Source organism: Paenibacillus sp. PAMC21692, from assembly GCF_014303795.1.
GTDB classification, from domain to species: Bacteria; Bacillota; Bacilli; order Paenibacillales; family Paenibacillaceae; genus Pristimantibacillus; species Pristimantibacillus agaridevorans.
In genome coordinates, this window is the sequence record NZ_CP060293.1 from 4,856,660 (window position 1) to 4,875,933 (window position 19,274).

General features: G+C 51.4%; 17 protein-coding genes. All 17 read left to right on the plus strand.

Annotated features, from left to right (window positions below; genetic code table 11):
• Positions 1-47: 47 nt before the first annotated feature.
• The 17 genes from H7F31_RS19450 (at position 48) to H7F31_RS19530 (ending at position 18,962) form a co-directional block, all read left to right on the plus strand.
• Positions 48-2,825 (plus strand): FtsK/SpoIIIE family DNA translocase, encoded by a 2,778-nt coding sequence (locus H7F31_RS19450; RefSeq protein ID WP_187100121.1) that lies wholly within the window; start codon positions 48-50, stop codon positions 2,823-2,825.
• Positions 2,826-2,958: 133 nt separating this feature from the next.
• Positions 2,959-3,756 (plus strand): spore cortex-lytic enzyme, encoded by a 798-nt coding sequence (gene sleB / locus H7F31_RS19455; protein WP_187100122.1) that lies wholly within the window; start codon positions 2,959-2,961, stop codon positions 3,754-3,756.
• Positions 3,757-3,901: 145 nt separating this feature from the next.
• The gene (gene yfmF / locus H7F31_RS19460; RefSeq protein WP_187100123.1) at positions 3,902-5,176 is read left to right on the plus strand and encodes an EF-P 5-aminopentanol modification-associated protein YfmF; all 1,275 of its coding nucleotides are present in this window, start codon (positions 3,902-3,904) and stop codon (positions 5,174-5,176) included.
• Positions 5,177-5,181: 5 nt separating this feature from the next.
• The gene (gene yfmH / locus H7F31_RS19465) at positions 5,182-6,468 is read left to right on the plus strand and encodes an EF-P 5-aminopentanol modification-associated protein YfmH (RefSeq protein ID WP_187100124.1); all 1,287 of its coding nucleotides are present in this window, start codon (positions 5,182-5,184) and stop codon (positions 6,466-6,468) included.
• Positions 6,465-7,211, plus strand: coding sequence for an elongation factor P 5-aminopentanone reductase (gene ymfI / locus H7F31_RS19470; protein ID WP_108994335.1), 747 nt, complete (start codon positions 6,465-6,467; stop codon positions 7,209-7,211). The genes yfmH and ymfI overlap by 4 nt, the downstream gene beginning before the upstream one ends.
• A 102-nt stretch (positions 7,212-7,313) precedes the next feature.
• Positions 7,314-7,565, plus strand: coding sequence for a DUF3243 domain-containing protein (locus tag H7F31_RS19475; protein WP_087570905.1), 252 nt, complete (start codon positions 7,314-7,316; stop codon positions 7,563-7,565).
• A 252-nt stretch (positions 7,566-7,817) separates the two neighbouring features.
• On the plus strand, positions 7,818-8,585 hold the full coding sequence (locus tag H7F31_RS19480) for a DUF3388 domain-containing protein (protein ID WP_187100125.1): 768 nt from the start codon (positions 7,818-7,820) through the stop codon (positions 8,583-8,585).
• 47 nt (positions 8,586-8,632) lie between these two features.
• The gene (locus tag H7F31_RS19485) at positions 8,633-9,562 is read left to right on the plus strand and encodes a helix-turn-helix domain-containing protein (RefSeq protein ID WP_187100126.1); all 930 of its coding nucleotides are present in this window, start codon (positions 8,633-8,635) and stop codon (positions 9,560-9,562) included.
• Between the two features lie 72 nt (positions 9,563-9,634).
• Positions 9,635-10,126 carry a YajQ family cyclic di-GMP-binding protein gene (locus H7F31_RS19490; protein WP_087570902.1) on the plus strand — a complete coding sequence of 164 codons (492 nt, stop codon included), beginning with the start codon at positions 9,635-9,637 and terminating at the stop codon, positions 10,124-10,126.
• A 379-nt stretch (positions 10,127-10,505) separates the two neighbouring features.
• Entirely contained in the window at positions 10,506-11,081 is a 576-nt protein-coding gene (gene pgsA, locus H7F31_RS19495) for a CDP-diacylglycerol--glycerol-3-phosphate 3-phosphatidyltransferase (protein ID WP_087570901.1), read from the plus strand.
• A gap of 274 nt (positions 11,082-11,355) precedes the next feature.
• The gene (locus H7F31_RS19500) at positions 11,356-12,609 is read left to right on the plus strand and encodes a competence/damage-inducible protein A (RefSeq protein ID WP_187100127.1); all 1,254 of its coding nucleotides are present in this window, start codon (positions 11,356-11,358) and stop codon (positions 12,607-12,609) included.
• A 299-nt stretch (positions 12,610-12,908) separates the two neighbouring features.
• Positions 12,909-13,964, plus strand: coding sequence for a recombinase RecA (gene recA, locus H7F31_RS19505; protein ID WP_187100128.1), 1,056 nt, complete (start codon positions 12,909-12,911; stop codon positions 13,962-13,964).
• Between the two features lie 132 nt (positions 13,965-14,096).
• A complete protein-coding gene (locus H7F31_RS19510; protein WP_261800055.1) occupies positions 14,097-14,789 on the plus strand; it encodes a RecX family transcriptional regulator in 693 nt (230 codons plus the stop codon).
• Positions 14,790-14,971: 182 nt separating this feature from the next.
• Positions 14,972-16,516 (plus strand): ribonuclease Y, encoded by a 1,545-nt coding sequence (gene rny / locus H7F31_RS19515; protein WP_108994339.1) that lies wholly within the window; start codon positions 14,972-14,974, stop codon positions 16,514-16,516.
• A gap of 75 nt (positions 16,517-16,591) precedes the next feature.
• On the plus strand, positions 16,592-17,386 hold the full coding sequence (locus tag H7F31_RS19520; RefSeq protein WP_187100129.1) for a TIGR00282 family metallophosphoesterase: 795 nt from the start codon (positions 16,592-16,594) through the stop codon (positions 17,384-17,386).
• A 136-nt stretch (positions 17,387-17,522) separates the two neighbouring features.
• Positions 17,523-17,783 carry a stage V sporulation protein S gene (locus H7F31_RS19525; protein ID WP_006036664.1) on the plus strand — a complete coding sequence of 87 codons (261 nt, stop codon included), beginning with the start codon at positions 17,523-17,525 and terminating at the stop codon, positions 17,781-17,783.
• Between the two features lie 222 nt (positions 17,784-18,005).
• Complete coding sequence (locus tag H7F31_RS19530; protein WP_397374722.1) at positions 18,006-18,962, plus strand: dipeptidase; 957 nt, start codon at positions 18,006-18,008, stop codon at positions 18,960-18,962.
• The last annotated feature ends 312 nt before the right edge of the window (positions 18,963-19,274 follow it).

The following is a 19,274-nucleotide window of genomic DNA, read 5'->3' on the forward strand; positions in this document are numbered from 1 at the left end:
AGTCCGTCACCCGGAACTGTGCTATAATGGAAATCCGAGGTGACGGCATGGCAAAGAAAAAAGGACGCAAAAAATCGATTGGCGCTCAACTGAAGTATGAAGTATACGGTATTCTCATTATTACAATATCCATCATCGCATTATCCGGCGAAGCGACTGTAGGACGCGCCTTATCCAAGCTGTTTGGTTTGTTTCTGGGCAAATTTTATTTCGTGCTTGCGCTTGTCGGCATATACATAGGTCTTACTGTAATGGTAAAGAGGGCATGGCCCCGAGGCTGGACAAGCCGCAAGACGGGGCTGCTTGTGCTTGTGCTGGGCCTTGCGCTCAGCAGCTCGATCTCCGATGTAAACGCCAGATTTCAGGGCGTCGAAAGAGAGACGTTATCAGGCGGCGTTATATTGGGAGCGCTTAGCCAGGGGTTGCAGGAGCAGCTTCTGACTTCGGCATCTGACGGGGTGAGCGAACTCCGAATTCAAGACAAGCCTATTAGCGGAGGTTATGTCGGCGCGTTGATGTTAGCCATGTTATTCACCTTGTTTGGCTATTACGGAGCCGTCATTATTAATATTGTCATGTTCGCCATAGCGATCATGTTGATAACGGGCAAGTCGTATGTCGAGCTGATCCGATTGATACGGACAAGATTCATACGGATGTTGAAGCTGCTTAACGCCAAGCGAAGCAGCCACAAGGCGAAGCGTGAAGCTGCCGCCGCCGCTGCGGGAGCGACGGCTGCTCAGCCAGGCGGATTATACGATGACAATACGATCGATGATGACGATCAATTCGCCAAGCCGAGGCCAAAGAAACGTAAATCGATATTCTTCGCTTGGCGGAACGAAGAGAGCAAGAGCCATGCCTCCGAGGATGACGAGTGGGAGTTTACTGGCGATAAGGACGAACAGCCAGGCGCAGCTGTTGGTTCCTGGGAAAACGGACTTGCCGAGCAGCCATGGGAGAAAACGGGCGAAAGCTCCGCTGAAAACGGCATAGGGACAGAAACGCAGTTTGACGATAATAATGATTCGCTTCCTCCATGGATGCGGCAGGATGAACACGACCTTGCTGACAAGGGAGAGACGGAGGGGAGCATACCTAAAGATCCATCCGCCCCAACAGGAGAAGAGTACGGGGAGGCGCAGGCATGGGGGAATCCCGATTGGCCTCCTAACGCCCAACAACAAGAATACGACGACAATCAAACCTATAACGAGATGAAAGAGACTGACGTGCTTGCAGAGAATTTTGACGATGTCGTAGACGGCATGCAAGACGAAACGTTCGACGAGGACGACAATAGCGCCGAGGCTGTTCAAGCAAGCAGCGAAACGGTTCCGCGAAGGCCGATTGGCGAAGAAATGGCCGTCAGCGGGGCTCCGCCTGCACCGCCTGCACCCAAGCCATATCGGTTGCCGCCGTTCACTTTGCTGCAAAAGCCGCTTGGCATGAGCAGAGGCTCCGACGCTTCGGATATGTACGATTCCAGGCGCAAGCTGGAAGCGACGCTGGAAAGCTTCGGCGTGCGCGCGAAGGTGCTGGACGTCGTTCGGGGGCCTGCGGTTACCCGTTACGAAGTGCAGCCCGCAACGGGCGTCAAGGTAAGCCGAATCGTTGGCCTTACCGATGATATTGCATTGGCTCTTGCGGCTAAGGATGTAAGGATGGAAGCGCCGATACCAGGCAAGTCCGCCATTGGCATCGAGGTGCCCAACATGGAAGTGTCCGTCGTCACCATGAGAGAGGTGATGGAGACGCCTGCCTTCCAGACGGCTACCTCCAAGCTCTCCATTGCGTTCGGCCGGGATATCTCCGGTCAGACGATCGTCGGCAACCTTGCACGTATGCCTCACTTGCTGGTTGCCGGCGCAACAGGCTCCGGCAAGTCCGTCTGTATCAACGGTATTATTACGAGCATTCTGTACAAGGCCAAACCGGATGAAGTGAAATTCCTTATGATCGATCCTAAGATGGTGGAGCTAAACATCTACAACGGCATCCCGCATCTGTTGGCTCCGGTCGTCACGGATCCGCGCAGGGCATCGCTAGCGCTTAAGAAGATCGTCGTGGAGATGGAGAAACGCTACGAGCTGTTCTCCAAATCGTCGACGCGCAATATCGAAGGCTACAATACGCTGATGGCCGACAATCCGGCCGCCGTATTGCCATACTTCGTCGTTATCGTGGACGAGTTGGCGGATCTGATGATGGTAGCCGCGAACGATGTCGAGGACTCCATTGCGAGACTTGCGCAGATGGCCCGTGCCGCGGGAATTCATCTCATAATTGCTACTCAGCGGCCATCCGTCGACGTCATTACAGGCGTTATCAAGGCGAACATCCCTTCCCGAATCGCGTTCGGAGTCTCGTCGCAAGTCGATTCCAGGACGATTCTCGATATGGGAGGAGCCGAGAAGCTGCTCGGACGCGGAGATATGCTGTTCTTGCCCGTGGGCATGTCGAAGCCGATTCGCGTACAAGGCGCCTTCCTCTCCGATCAGGAGGTGGAAGCACTGGTGAGTTTTGCGAGGAATCAGGGAGAGGCGGAATACAAGGAGGATCTCGTGCCAGAAATCGACGCGGAATCCGAGGACGAAGACATGCAGCTTGACGAGTTGTTCGACCAGGCCGTACAGATCGTTGTGGAGGCAAAGCAGGCTTCCGTATCGCTGCTCCAGCGCAGGATGAGAATCGGTTATACACGTGCTGCCAGACTGATCGACCAGATGGAGGCACGCTCCATCGTTGGCCCTTACGAAGGAAGCAAGCCGCGCGAGGTGCTGATGTCTCTCGAGCAGTTCCAAGCGAACCGCGCCAGCTCCTAAAGAGGTTGTTCAACACTCGTTTAAACATCTCTTTTGCCGAATTCTTGCATAGAAGGGAATCAATTTTCTCATACTACTCTCAGGTAACGCTATCCGTAGCGAACTAACTTGCATGAGAAAGGCAGATCCCTACATGAGAATTCGTTTGATCGTGGTGACTTCGCTCGTCGTGCTGCTTGCATTTAGCTCCTTTTACGCTATTAAGGGAAGCTTTGGTCCCGTATCGGAGACGTTCAGCAGCGCTACCCTTAAGGTCGGCTCATCTGGCGCGGACGTGCAGGAGCTGCAAGGCAGACTGACCCATCTCGGCTATTATAATGGCAAGATAGACGGTGTGTTCGGTTCCAAGACGAAGGGGGCCGTAACCTGGTTCCAATGGAAATTCGGCCTGAAATCCGACGGTATCGTCGGCGCCGAGACGAAGAAGAAGCTGGTGAATGCAACGAAGAACTGGAAGCCGGGTTCTACTTCTCCCGGCGGCGCAGCTACAGGCGGTGCCGGAGGCGGGAGCAATACCGGAGGCAATGCAGGTACCGGCTCTGGAAGCAATTTGGCTCAATCCAATCGACTGGGACTTTCGGAGAACGACTTGAAGATTATGGCGAATGCCGTCTACGGCGAAGCGCGCGGCGAACCATACGAGGGGCAGGTTGCGGTAGCCGCGGTCATTTTGAATCGCGTCCGTTCCGAGAGCTTCCCGAACACGGTTTACGGCGTTATTTTCCAACCTCGTGCGTTTACGGCCGTGGCTGATGGCCAAATCTATTTGACGCCGAATCAGAAGGCGAGAGAAGCAGTCGAGGACGCCCTTAACGGCTGGGATCCGACCGGCGGTTGTCTGTATTATTTTAATCCGGATACGGCAACTTCCGCGTGGATTTGGACAAGAACGCAAATTAAGACGATTGGCAAACATATATTCTGTATGTAGCCCAAGTACCGGCAATCGTCGGACAAACCTTGAAGCGACCGCTTCTGCTCGCAAGCAGGAGTGGTTGCTTCTTCCATTTCTGATCGGTTAAAATGGTAAAAACGGTTGCACCAGAAGGTGAAGCCGCTGAAAGGAGCCAACCTACGTGAGTGCATTCCAACGAGGGCAATTAGAGCGTATTCGCTTGCATGTACTGCCCACCAATCGGTTCAAAACGTTTGCGATTTCGTTGTTCGCGGGCCTTCCTCTCCAGGAGGATACGGTCACGCCTGTTGCTCTGATCCCGTTCGTGCTCCGCAGGGGGACGGCGTCCACGCCGGAGACGATCAATTTCCGCGAAAAGCTTGACGATATGTACGGAGCCGGCTTCGGCTTCGATGTATACAAACGGGGCGATTCCCAAATCATTCAATTCAAAATGGATGTCATTAACGACGCCTTCGTCTCTTCCGAGCATTCGCTGCTGGCTTCCTCGATCGGATTTTTGGGCGATGTCGTCACGAATCCGCTCATCGAAGACGGCGGCTTCCGTGCCAAGTACGTGGAGGCCGAGAAGGAAACGCTGCGCAAGCGTCTGGAGGCTATTGTCAACGACAAGATCAGATATGCTGCGGAACGCTGCATCGAGGAGATGTGCGCGGACGATCCATATCGCCTGCATCCGCTGGGACAGCGGAGCGACATTGCGGCTATTACTCCGCAATCGCTGCGCGAGACCTATGATCAGTGGCTAAACGACGCAGCGCTGGATCTCTATGTCGTAGGCGATACGACACTGGAAGAAGTGACGAAGCTTGTACGCGGGGCTTTCCAACTGAAGAGCGGATCACCTTCTGCTTATAAGCATCCCGTAACGCAGCATGACGTGACGGAAGTGAAGAATGTCGTCGATCGTCTCGAAGTGAGTCAGGGCAAGCTGAACATGGGCCTTCGAACCGGAGTCGGCTATAATGACGCCTTGTATCCTGCCGCTCTGCTTTATAATGGAATTCTAGGCGGATATCCGCATTCCAAGCTGTTTATGAACGTAAGGGAGAAGGAGAGCCTCGCCTACTACGCGGCTAGCCGGCTTGACGGTCATAAGGGCATCTGCACGATACAGTCCGGCATCGAATTCGCTAATTACGAGAAAGCCGTCGCCATTATCAAAGAACAGCTGGAATCCATGAAGCAAGGCCAACTGTCCGATCTGGAAATCAATCAAACGAAGGCGATGATCTCCAATCATCTCCGGGAGATGCAGGATTCCGCTTACGAGATGCTTTCGTACGATTTCAATAGCGTGCTGACGGGCAAGGAACGAACGGCGGGCGAGCTGCTTAAGCAAGTACAGGACGTGACGGCGGAAGATATCGTAGCGGTTGCGAAACAGGTGCAGCTGGATACGATCTACTTCCTGCGCGACCGGAAGGAGGCTTAGGGCAAATGGAAACTTTACGCTATCCGCATGTTCAAGAGACATTGTATCGGGAAGTTCTGAGCAACGGCCTTGAGGTCGTCGTGCTCCCTAAGGAAGGCTTCCAGAAGACATACGCCACATTCTCGACGAAGTACGGCTCTGTCGACAATCATTTCTCCGTCTCGGGACAGGAGCCGGCGAAAGTGCCGGACGGCATCGCCCATTTTCTCGAGCACAAAATGTTTGAGGAGCCGGAAGGCGATATTTTCTCCGTGTTCGCGGCGCAAGGCGCATCGGCGAATGCATTCACGACATTTGACCGCACGGTCTATCTTTTCTCGGCCACCGAGCAAATCAACGAAAATTTAACGACATTAATCAATTTCGTTCAAAACCCTTATTTCACCGATGCCAACGTGGACAAGGAGAAGGGAATCATCGAACAGGAAATCAATATGTATCGGGACAACGCGGATTGGCGCGTTTATTTCGGACTGATTGACGCCCTGTACCATACCCATCCGGTTCATATCGACATTGCAGGCACCGTGGAGTCGATCAAGCAGATCGATAAGGAGACGCTGTATCGCTGTTACGAAACCTTTTACCATCCGTCCAACATGATGTTGTTTGTCGTGGGAGGAGTCAACGCGGAGGAAGTGTTCCAGCTTGTCCGCGCCAATCAGGATGCCAAAACGTTCCAGCCGCTGGGTGAAATCAAACGTTATTTTGACCAGGAGCCTTCGTCCGTCAAGATTCCGCGCAAAGTCTCCAAGCTTCAAGTATCGCTGCCGAAGTGTATGCTGGGCTTCAAAGAGAAGAACGTCGGCCTGGCAGGAGACGCCTTGCTGAAACGGGAAATCGTGACGAAGCTGATGCTGGAGGCGCTGATCGGTCCAAGCTCGCCATTATATCAATCGCTCTACGAACAGGAGCTGATCTCCGATTCGTTCGGCCACGAATATAATTCCAGCACCGACTACGCCTTCTCCGTTATTGGAGGCGATACGCCGAAGCCAGATACGCTTATCGAAGCGATTAAGTCCGCTTTATCCGAGGCGGTGGGCAGCGGCATCGAACAGACATCGTTCGAGCGTGCCAAACGCAAAAAAATCGGCGGTTACTTGCGAATGCTGAATTCCCCCGAGTCCATCGCCGGAGAATATACCCGTTACCGGTTCCGTGACAGCGATATGTTCGACGTGATCAAGTTCTACGAGCAATGTACGCTTGACGAAGTCAATGCGCGGCTTCGCGAACACTTCGACTTCGGGCAATTGGCCGTCTCCATCGTGGAACAAGGGACAGAATGAAGACGCTGCAAGAAACGACGGTATTGATAACGGGGGGAAGCCGCGGTATCGGCGCTGCCATCGCGCAGCGCTTCGCCGCGGAGGGAGTCAATATCGTCCTGCATTATTTGGAATCTCACGAACGAGCGAATGAAACGGCCCGGCGCTGCATGGCGCTTGGGGCCAATGTCATGACGATCGCAGCCGATCTAAGATCGAAGGATCAACTTGCCCGCATGCGCGACAAGCTGTTAAGCCATAACATTAGGCCCGATATTCTGGTCAACAACGGAGGGATCGCCCATTATGGCATGCTTGCCGACGTTACGGAGGATGAGTGGGACGACGTTATGTCGGTTAACTTAAAGGGCATGTTTCTCAGTACGCAATTATTTATGCCTCATATGATTGCCCAGCGTTACGGCCGAATTATTAATGTATCGTCGGTATGGGGAATGTCGGGCGCTTCCTGCGAGGTGTTGTATTCGACGACCAAGGGAGGCGTTAACGCATTTACCAAGGCATTGGCCAAGGAGCTTGCTCCATCGGGTGTTACCGTCAACGCAGTTGCTCCAGGAGTAGTGGACACTTATATGATGGACGGATTTAATCTGGAGGAGAAGGCTGCTCTGCAACAGGAAATACCGGCAGGCCGCTTCGGCTCGGCGGAAGAAATCGCTTCGCTCGTTTATTTTTTGTCGTTGCCGGAATCGTCGTATATAACCGGACAGATTATAAGCCCGAACGGCGGCTGGCATACTTAACCTTCGACCCACACGCGTAAGGGCTGTATAACGAAAGCTCGAAAGGTGCAGAATAAGGACTGTTGCTGATTCTTTTCCAAACCAATGAGGAGGCGAAGAGCCGTGTCAACTGTCCTTTCGAATTTCGATACTTGGAAACATTTTTTGTCCGACCGTGTAACGCAAGCGAAAAAGATGGGGCTTACCGAAGATACCATCGCTAATCTGGCGTATGAGATCGGCTCCTTCCTGGACGAGAAGGTCGACCCTAAGAATGATGAGGAAAGCGTGCTGAAACAGCTTTGGGATGTTGGCGACGAATCGGAGCGCAAAGCCATCGCAAGCTGTATGGTCAAGCTGGTCGAGCACTCGTAGTATTTTAAAAAATTATAGGAAAGTATAACATTTCTCATACTTGACCTATAATGCTCGAAATGAAACCCGCTGCGCCAAAAAACGGCAAAGGCGTTTCACCTTGACGTTTGCAGAAAGCCTCCACAACGGGGGCTTTTCTGCAATGTTTAATTTATATTTGCAGGAATGTGGCGAAATTTGTAGAATAGAGAATTAGGGTTGCCCATCATACTTTATCTATTTTTTACGCTTCCAAGGGACGGTGAGAACAGATTGGAAATCAAGCAATGGTACATGGAATACAAGATACATAAAAATAGACCGGGTCTGCTTGGCGACATCGCTTCGCTGCTAGGTATGCTTGAAGTTAATATTTTGACGATCAATGGCGTCGAGGATCGGACACGCGGCATGTTGTTGCAGACGAATGACGAAGAGAAAATCGAGCTGCTTGGCAAGATGCTTCAAAAGGTAGATAATATTACGGTGAACAAGCTTCGAGCGCCAACAATCGTCGACATTCTGGCTGTACGTCATGGCAGATATATTGAACGGGATTCCGATGACCGGAAAACATTCCGCTTTGTTAGAGACGAGCTTGGCATGTTGGTCGACTTCCTCGGAGAAGTATTCAAGCGCGATGGCAATCATGTCATTGGACTCAGAGGGATGCCGCGGGTCGGCAAAACGGAATCCATCATTGCAGGAAGCGTATGCTCCAACAAAAGATGGACCTTCGTATCGTCCACGCTGCTTCGTCAGACGGTGCGCAGTCAACTGTCCGAAGAAGAGATGCAGCCGAACAACATCTTTATTATAGACGGGATCGTCAGCACGATTCGTTCCAACGAGAGGCATTACGCGCTGCTGCAGGAAATTATGGCTCTGCCTTCCACGAAGGTTATCGAGCATCCCGATATTTTTATCAAGGAATCGCAATACGACTACAGTCATTTCGACATAATCATCGAGCTTCGCAACACGCCGGACGAAGAGATTTCATACGAATCCTTCACCGCTAATTACACGGACGAATTTTAAATCTCCGTACTTGCCATTTATTGTTATGCTGAAAGGAGGATGTCCACATGTCAGAACTCGGAGCTTTGCTTAGAAGGGCCAGAGAGGAACGCAACTTGTCGCTGGATGACATTCAGGAATTGACGAAGATTCGCAAACGTTATCTGGAGGCGATCGAATCCGGCGATTACCGCGTGCTCCCCGGAACCTTCTACGTTCGCGCTTTCGTCAAGAACTATTCCGAAGCAGTAGGACTTGAGCCTGATGAAGTTTTGAGACTATACCAACATGAGATTCCTGCCGCGCCAATCGAGCAAACCGTCGAACCGATTCCTGCCCGCAAGCCGAGGCAAGTCAAATCCCAGACTTCGGAGCGATTTGGCAAGATCGGCTTCAATCTGGTTATGTGGCTGTTCCTCATTGTCATCGTTGTTGTGGTATGGTATTTTGTCATTAACAAAAATACCGATGATCCCAAGACCGTCGACGAGACGAATATAACGGAAAACTCGGCGCCGCCTCAAGAAACAAGCACGGGTTCATCGCCGGATGTGGCTCCTACGCCTCCACCCCCGACTAAAGCTCCGACAACTGTCGTATTCGACCGCAAGGCGGGCAGTGCCGATCAATACCTAATCGGTCCAGCCGGCGGTACGCATCAATTGGAGATTAAGGTGAACGGCGGCCGCAACTGGATTGAGGTGCGCGAGGGCAGCTCCTCAGGCAACAAATTGTTTTACGCCAATGCGGAGGACGGCGCCGTGCAAACCTATGAATTGACAGGCGTTCTCTACATAAACGTCGGTCGCGCCGATCTCGCGGAGATCAAAGTCGATGGCGTTTTGGTGCCGGACGGAGACCGCGCGAACTCCAAGAAGCTGCTTCTTAAGCCGACTGAGGAAGATGCTGCTGGCGACGGAACCGGTGATGGTATGGAAGGCGGAGCGGGAACTGAAGCGTTCGGCGAGGGCTCGAACTCCATTACCAAAGGCGAATGATGCTTATCATTATTCGAAAGTGTTTCAATTTTCATTAACAGCATTAATAACTAGAAGGGAGACCTATTACATATGAGTTCCGAAAGTTCATTCGATATTGTATCGAAGGTAGACATGCAGGAGTTGTCCAACGCGATTACGCAGGCAGAACGCGAGATCGAGACGAGATTTGACTTCAAAGGCAGCAAGAGCAGCATTGCCCTCGAAAAAGAAGAGCTGGTAGTCGGCTCTGACGACGAATACAAGCTCAAAAGCGTAATCGATATTCTTCAATCCAAGATGATAAAGCGGGGCGTGCCCATCAAGAATATGGACTTCGGCAAGCTCGAGGGCGCTTCCGGCGGCACGGTCAAGCAGCGCATCAAGCTGAGACAAGGGATCGAACAGGACATCTCCAAAAAAATAAATATTCTCATTCGCGATTCCAAGCTGAAGGTGAAAAGTCAAATTCAGGGCGATCAATTACGAGTCACAGGCAAGAGCAAAGATGATCTGCAAGCGGTGATGGCTTTGCTGCGCGGCGCCGATTTGCCCATCGAGCTGCAATTTACAAATTATCGTTAAATGCGTCTTATGTATTGGAAACAATAAAATCGGCAATGAATTGGATGTATTGGTCGAACGGTACGGTGGTGGAAGTGCGTGTTCAAAAAGTCCGGTTTTCAGCACCGAGAAGATTGGAGGCAGGTAGAAACTGAGTAGCGGAGCGTAGTGGAAGCTACGTGAGCAACCGCAATGTTTCCGGAGGAAACATACTTCGAAAGCATACGCTTAGTTTCGCCTGCATTCAATATTCGATGTCGAGTACGCTTATTGGCCTACTTCGTGATGGGAAGCGGACTTTTTGAACAACCTCTAAAAGCGATACTTATAACGGTCGTTCCATCCAGAAGGTTCGCGTAACGCATGCCTGTTAGTTTGACCTTTCTGGGGAGGGAAAATAGTGAATTTAGCCAACAAGATTACGCTGGCCCGCATCTTTCTCGTGCCAGTCATTATGTTTTTCCTATTAATTAAAGTGAATCTGGGATCGGTCAGCTTCTCGGACTTCACGATTTCCTACAATCAGATCGTAGCCGCGATCATCTTTATCATTGCGGCAAGCACGGATGGGCTGGATGGTTATATCGCCCGCAAAAACAAGATCGTTACGAATCTCGGCAAGCTGCTGGATCCGCTGGCGGACAAACTGCTCGTAGCCGCGGTGCTGATCTCCCTGGTGGAGATGGACAAGCTGAACGCGCTGATCGCCATCATTATTATAAGCCGCGAGTTCGCGGTAACAGGTCTGCGCCAAATTGCGCTTCTCGAAGGTTCCGTCATGGCCGCAAGCACTTGGGGCAAGTGGAAGACGGCGATACAAATTACGATGATCATCGCGCTTTTGATCAACAATTTCCCGTTTGCCCTTATCCACTTTCCGTTCGATGTTATCGCGAGCTGGGTGGCGGCTGCAATAACCGTGTATTCGGGCATCGATTATTTTGTCAAAAACAAACATTTAATTCCGGTCGAGTAAAGCGTGAGAGCACTTCCCTGCAAGCGGGAGGTGCTCTTGTCCTTCTGCAGGGCTCGGATGGAATCTTAAAGAGGTTGTTCCAAAAGTCCGCTTCCCATCACGAAGTAGGCCAATAAGCGTACTCGACATCGAATATTGAATGCAGGCGAACCTTCCGGTGCTCGCGTAGCTTCCACTACGCTCCGCTCCTCAGTTTCTACCTGCCTCCAATCTTCTCGGTGCTGAAAACCGGACTTTTTGAACACGCACTAAAAGCATGGGGGCGAGGAATCATATGAAGGCGGAAATTATTGCCGTGGGAACAGAACTGCTGCTGGGTCAAATTGTAAATACAAACGCGCAAGCGATCTCGCAGCAGCTCGCTGATCTAGGCATCGATGTTTACTTCCAGACTGTGGTGGGGGATAATCCGGAACGTCTGCGCCAAGCAATCGAGATCGGCCGCGGTCGGGCAGATCTGCTGGTGTTCACTGGCGGTCTGGGACCCACTCAGGATGATCTGACAAAGGATGTGCTGGCAGACTACCTGGGAAGGCCTATGGGCATTCATGAACCCTCTATGAGGGTTATCGAGGAACTGTTCTCGTCCCGCGGAGCCCACATGGTGGAGAGCAACATACGGCAAGCTCATCTTATTCTGGGGGAAGGAAGCGATCCGCTCGATAATTCCACGGGACTTGCCGTTGGCAATGGAATAGAAGACAGCGGCACGCTCTACATGCTTCTTCCGGGCCCGCCCAGAGAGATGGAGCCGATGCTGCTGGGACCTGGAACCGCTTGGCTTAGAAGCAAGCTGCGGGAGGAGCGGCCTCTATACTCCAGAGTGCTTAAATTCGCAGGAATTGGGGAGTCCAATCTGGAGGCGGCCTTGATCGATCTGATCGACGGCCAGAGTGATCCTACGATAGCTCCTTATGCGAAGGAAGGCGAGGTCGCGCTGCGGGTGTCGACCAAAGCTTCCAGCGAGGAGGAGGCCGCCATCAAAATCAACGCGACGGTATCCGTCGTCGCCCAGCGTGTCGGAGAGCATCTCTACGCGCAGAAGGATGTCCCTATCGAGGATTCCGTCGTAGAGCTGCTCAGAAACGCCAGGAAGCGTCTTGCAAGCGCCGAGAGCTTAAGCGGAGGGCTGTTCGGAGAGCTGATTACGCGCGTCCCTGGAAGCAGCGGGGAATATGTCGGCGGCGTGATCACGTATACGAACTTAATGAAACACAAGCTGCTGGACATCCCGATGTCCCAGTTGGAGGGCGATGGCGCTCCCGGCGCCATCAGCGAGTCTACCGCCAAGTTAATGGCCGAAAACGTCATGAATATAACGGGAGCGGATTTCGGCGTCGCGCTTACCGGCGTAGCCGGCCCTGCGGAATCCGAAGGCAAGCCGGTCGGCCTCGTTTATTTCGCGGTTGCGGAGAAAGGCAAGGAGACGGTCGTGTATACGTCGCACTTCAAAGGCGTACGCGAGATGGTGCGCATTCGCGCCGTGAAATCCGCGTTGTACCGATTGTGGCAGGCGCTTAGAGCATAAGTTTGGAATTGTGCCCGATATTCTCAGCTGTATACGGTTGCCAATTGTCGAACCGTGCGCTATAATGAGGACTAGTTACCGGAAGAACCGTGGCGAAGATTACTTTGCTGCGGTTTTTTATTTTTTTGGGCCGGATTTCAGGTTCTGAAGAAGGGGGACGGGTGATGCGGTGAGCGCCTGAATAACGGGGGCGAAGATGCCTGAGAGTCAAAATTGCGAATGTGTGTTCGAAAAAACTATTGGCAACCCGTCCGAAATAAGGTATTATACAAATATAAATTATGAAGGATGTGAGTGAGTTGGCGGATCGTCGCGCAGCTTTGGATAATGCTCTTCGTCAGATCGAGAAGCAATTTGGCAAAGGCTCCATTATGAAATTAGGGGAATCGACTCATATGCAAGTAGAGACCGTGCCGAGCGGCTCGCTTGCCTTAGATATTGCACTTGGAATCGGCGGCTTGCCGCGTGGCCGGGTTATCGAAGTATACGGTCCGGAATCATCCGGTAAAACGACAGTAGCGCTTCACGCAATTGCGGAAGTACAACGTATTGGCGGACAAGCCGCGTTTATCGACGCGGAGCACGCGCTGGATCCGCTGTATGCCAGCAAGCTTGGCGTTAACATCGACGAGCTGCTGCTGTCCCAGCCGGATACGGGCGAGCAGGCGCTGGAGATCGCGGAGGCGCTCGTGCGCAGCGGCGCCGTTGACATTATCGTTATAGACTCCGTGGCGGCATTGGTGCCGAAGGCGGAGATCGAGGGCGACATGGGCGACTCTCACGTTGGTCTTCAGGCTCGTCTTATGTCGCAGGCTCTGCGTAAGCTGTCCGGAGCCATTTCGAAGTCCAAGACGATCGCAATCTTCATCAACCAGCTTCGCGAGAAGGTTGGCGTTATGTTCGGCAACCCGGAGACGACGCCAGGCGGACGCGCATTGAAGTTCTACTCCAGCGTTCGGCTTGACGTTCGCCGTATCGAGACGCTGAAGCAGGGCAATGACATGGTGGGCAACCGGACTCGCATCAAGGTTGTAAAAAACAAGGTAGCGCCTCCGTTCAAGCAAGCGGAGATCGATATTATGTACGGCGAAGGCATCTCCAAGGAAGGCAGCTTGGTTGACATCGGTGTAGAGATGGATATCGTTCAGAAGAGCGGCGCCTGGTTCTCTTATAACGGCGAGCGTCTCGGTCAAGGCCGCGAGAACGCCAAGCAATTCCTGAAGGAGAAGACCGACATTGCAAACGAGATCGAGAGACAGATTCGTGAAGCCAGCAACCTGTCGGCTAATGCGTCTCAAGCGAACTTCTCGGCTGACGAGGACGAGGACGAAGACGAGTTGGAATTTGACGTATAGGCTATAGTAATATAGAATCGCCGCTCTCTTATGGGAGCGGCGATTGTTTTACCACAAATATAACGCGGTCGCTCATCCTCGAACAACTTCAATTGAAGTTGTTCTCACGACGAGCAGGAAGGAAATATAGCATTGGAAGAGTCGAATATGTACATTATTGCTTCCGTGCGGCGCGACAAGAAGGAGAAGAGACGTTACCATCTCTATATGGCAGGAGAAGAAGAGCCTTTCTTGTCGGTGCACGAAGATATCATGATCAAATTCAGGTTATTGAAGGAAGTCGAGCTGGACGGGGATACCGTTCGCCACATTAAAGACGAAGACCAACGATACCGGGCTTACGTGCTGTCCGTGGCGTATTTGGGCGTCAAACCGAGAACGGCCAAGCAGATCGGCCAATATTTGGCGAAGAAGGAATTGGACGAAACCCATATAGAATATGCAATCCAGCGTTTAGAAACGGAGAAGCTTGTTGATGATGAAGAATATGCGCGTCAATTCGCGGAGAGCAGATTGCGTTCCGGCCAAAAGGGCAGACTGATGATTCGGCAGGAACTGCAGCAGCGTGGCGTATCCAAGCAACTCGCCTCCGAAACGCTGTCCGCACTGGATCGGAGCAGTGAGTTGGAGGCCGCGAAGACGCTTGCGCATAAGAAGGCAAGATCTTTGACAGGCGAGACCGCGAAGAGACGTACTAAGCTAATGAGCTTTTTACTCAGGCGCGGATTTCCTGGCGATATCGTCAGGGAAGCGATGAGGTCGGTCGACTTGTCATCTGATGACAGTTGGGAAGAGGAAGATGATGGCGTTTTGCTTGACAACTGAAATTGTGAAAAGATAAAATGAAGTTGTATTCCTTTACATTTGAATCGATTTTTCTTCCAAAGGTTGATTCAAATGTCTTATTTTCGTCAAAATGATCCATGATGAAACGGTTTGGAAGCCGGTTAAAAACCAAATAACATCCCAAGCAGTGCCTTGGTGTATGCAGCAAGGAGGTGAACAAGATGGATAATCCCTGGATCTTGATTCTTGTCTCTGTCCTTGTTGGCGCAATTTTCTTTGGGATTGGTTATTTTTATCGCAAGTCAATTGCCGAGGCCAAAATTTCGAGCGCTGAGCAAGCTGCGGTTCAAATCGTAGAAAATGCGAAAAAAGACGCAGAAGCTCAAAAGAAAGAAACGGTGCTTGAGGCGAAAGACGAAGTCCACAGACTACGTGCAGAAGCTGAAAAAGACATCCGCGAGCGGCGCAATGAGGTGCAACGTCTGGAAAGACGCGTGCTCCAGAAGGAAGAGTCGCTGGATAAGAAGTTGGAAGCGCTAGAACGCAAAGAAGAAATCGTAGCCAACAAGGAGAAAAGAATCGAAGAAACACAAGAGCAAATTGATTCCATTTATAAACAGCAGCTTAGCGAGCTGGAGCGTATTTCCAGCTTGACGATGGAAGATGCGAAGTCGATCATCCTGAACAACGTCGAGCAGGAAGTTCGTCACGAAACGGCTCAGATGATCAAGGAGATCGAACAGCAGGCGAAGGAAGAGGCCGACAAAAAAGCGCGTGACATTATTTCTTTGGCTATCCAACGTTGCGCAGCCGATCATGTAGCAGAAACGACGGTATCCGTTGTCACTCTGCCGAATGAAGAGATGAAAGGTCGCATTATCGGACGTGAAGGCCGCAATATCCGCGCTTTGGAAACATTGACCGGTATCGATCTCATAATCGACGATACACCGGAAGCGGTCATTCTGTCGGGCTTTGATCCAATCCGACGCGAAATTGCCCGTACTTCGCTTGAGAAGCTGGTGGCCGATGGCCGTATCCACCCGGCCCGCATCGAAGAGATGGTCGAGAAGTCCCGCAAGGAAATCGACGAGCGCATTCGCGAATATGGCGAACAAGCGACTTTCGAGGTTGGGGTTCATGGCTTACATCCAGATCTGATCAAGATTCTTGGAAGACTTAAATACCGTACAAGCTATGGTCAGAACGTACTGAAGCATTCCATGGAAGTTGCTTATCTGACTGGACTCATGGCAGCAGAGCTTGGCGAGGACATTACGCTAGCGAAGCGTGCCGGACTTCTGCACGATATCGGCAAAGCGCTTGATCACGAAGTGGAAGGCTCTCATGTCGAGATCGGCGTGGAGCTTGCGAAGAAATACAAGGAGCATCCCGTCGTCATCAACAGTATCGCATCCCATCACGGGGATACGGAAGCCACTTCCGTTATCGCGATGCTCGTAGGTGCCGCAGATGCGTTGTCGGCTGCACGGCCTGGCGCACGGCGCGAAACGCTGGAAACGTATATCAAACGACTGGAGAAGCTCGAAGCGATTACAGAATCGTTCGACGGCGTCGAGAAGTCTTATGCGATTCAAGCAGGACGCGAAGTCCGCGTTATGGTTCAGCCAGAGAAGATTGACGATACGGAAGCATTCCGTCTTGCTCGCGATATTACGAAAAAAATCGAGGCTGAACTCGATTATCCGGGACATATTAAAGTTACGGTTATTCGTGAGACACGGGCAGTCGAATATGCCAAATAAACATGATGTTGAAAAGTGGCTGCCAGTCAGCCACTTTTCTGCATGATGGGCTACATAAAGGAAGGATACACAACGATGAAAGTATTATTTATCGGCGATATCGTCGGGAATGTAGGAAGAGGCGCTCTTAAGCAAGTGTTGCCCTCGCTGAGAAGTAAACATAATCCGGACTTGATCGTCGTAAACGGGGAAAATGCCGCAGCTGGCAGAGGCATCACGAAAGCGATCGCGAAAGAGTTTTTTGACGCCGGCGTTAATGGAATTACGATGGGTAATCATACATGGGACAACAAGGATATCTTCGAGTGGATTGACGATGAGCCCCGCATCGTGCGCCCCGGCAATTTCTCGCCAGAAGCGCCAGGGCAAGGGATGGCGATCATCGGCACGGGCAACAAAAAGCTGGCGATCATCAATCTGCAAGGAAGAGCTTTTTTGCCGCCGAATGACTGCCCATTCCGCAAAGCGGATGAGCTGATCGAGAAAGCGAAGGAACATACAAATAACATTCTGGTTGATTTCCATGCGGAAGCGACCTCGGAGAAGATTGCGATGGGCTGGTATTTGGACGGACGCGCCTCCATCGTGCTTGGCACGCATACTCATGTGCAGACGAATGATGACACCATCCTTCCTGGCGGCACGGGTTATCTAACGGACGTAGGAATGGTCGGCTCCAAGGAAGGCGTGCTGGGGATGGAGCGCGACGCTGTGCTGCACCGCTTCCTGACGGGACTTCCGGCAAGATTTGTCGTGGATGAGGGCAAATGGCATTTGCACGGACTTGTCATAACGATTGAGGATGGCAGAGGGCGCGCCTTGAAGTTGGATAAAATTCGGATGACGGAAGAGGATTGGCTTCTCATGTAGAGAAGTCTTTTTTTCATATTCTGACTTTTCAGAATACTTTGTTAAGTTAGTCCATAAAAAGCAGGAATCTTTCTCATTCTCTCGAATAGTATTGTAAATGTGGAATCCATCCAACATTCTAGGGGAGGTACTATTCATGGATGTATTAAAGGTATCAGCCAAGTCCAATCCAAATTCAGTCGCAGGCGCATTAGCTGGCGTTCTGCGTGAACGAGGTGGAGCGGAGCTGCAAGCGATTGGCGCCGGCGCGCTCAACCAAGCGATCAAGGCGGTAGCGATTGCCCGTGGATTTGTGGCCCCGAGCGGGGTGGATCTCATCTGCATACCGGCATTTACGGATATTGTCATTGACGGAGAAGATCGTACTGCTATTAAGCTCATCGTCGAGCCGAGATAACAAGCGGCATACATCCATCGTTGTCGCTCACCTGAGGCCTGTTTACAACGTAGACAGGTTTTTTGCTTTTTTACCAAATAAGAATTTATAAGTTTCCAAGCATGCATTGGATATGAAATTCTTATTGGCGATAAAACCCACCTTTGAACACGGTCGTACATCTTCGAAAGGCCTCGATAGAGGTTTTCTCAGAAATGTATCGTTCGCCTTGGTTGGCAGCGAATAAAGAAGGAGGAATTTATCATGATCGATTTCCATTGCGATGTGCTTAGCAAGATGCTGAAGAACGACGCGCTTACGTTTCAAGGCGGGGGCGACGGGACTCTTGACGTCACCTATGAGCGGTTGCGCCAATCTGGAACCATGCTGCAGACGTTCGCTATTTATATATCGCCCCGCCAATCTGCTACTATCGAACCTGTTCTGGAATCCGTCGATTTGTTCTATGAACGTGTATTGTCATGCAAAGAGATGCAGCTTGTCACAAGCGCAGCCGATCTGGAGTTCTGTATAAATAGCGGGAAAACCGGCGCTCTGTTATCGCTAGAAGGCGTGAGCGGATTGCAAGGGCGACTGTCGATGCTTAGGCTATTGTACAGGCTGGGCGTGCGGGCGGCTGGCCTGACATGGAACGATGGGAATTGGGCAGCTGACGGTATCATGGAGCCGCGTGGAGCGGGGCTGACGGGAAAAGGTCGGGAGTTCGTGTCGGCATGCAATGAGCTTGGCATCATTGTAGATGTTTCCCACTTGTCGGAGCAAGCCTTTTGGGATGTAGCCGGACTATCGACGAAGCCGGTTATCGCATCCCACTCCAATGCCAGAGCCGTCTGCAATCATCCGCGCAACTTGACCGACAGGCAGTTGCAGGCAATTATTCTGGGAGAAGGCAGAGTGGGGATCACTTTTGTGCCTTGGTTTGTAACGTCGGACCGTGAGGCAAGCGTAACGGATCTGCTGGGGCATGTCGATCATATATGTGCGCTGGGCGGGGAGAAACATATTATGTTAGGCTCGGATTTCGACGGGATCGATTCTTATATGACGGACCTGAAGCATCCAGGCGAAGTGTATCGGTTAAAGGAGGCACTGCTCGCTCGTTATTCGGAAGTTCAAGTAGCAGGTTTTATGCAGGACAATGCCTTAACCTTTCTAAGGGAGAATCTCCCGGCCGTTTAGCACGCAGCAATTCCATTACAAGCTATGCCATCTCATAATGGTATCATTATGATCGAAACATGTTATGTTTTAATTAAACGTTTACATATTGCAATTTGGCAGCTTCCAACATAAAATTGTTGTGACGATACAGCTTCTATTATATAATGGCTCAAGTTATCTCGAAGTTGACAGGTTTTTTACCACATAAGAAAGTATAAGTTTTCGGTCCTCGAAAACGACTTTCTTATTGGCGATAAATCCTACCTCTGAACGCGGTCGCTCAACTTCGAAAAGCTTCGATAGAGGATTTCTCACGATGCAGAGGAGATG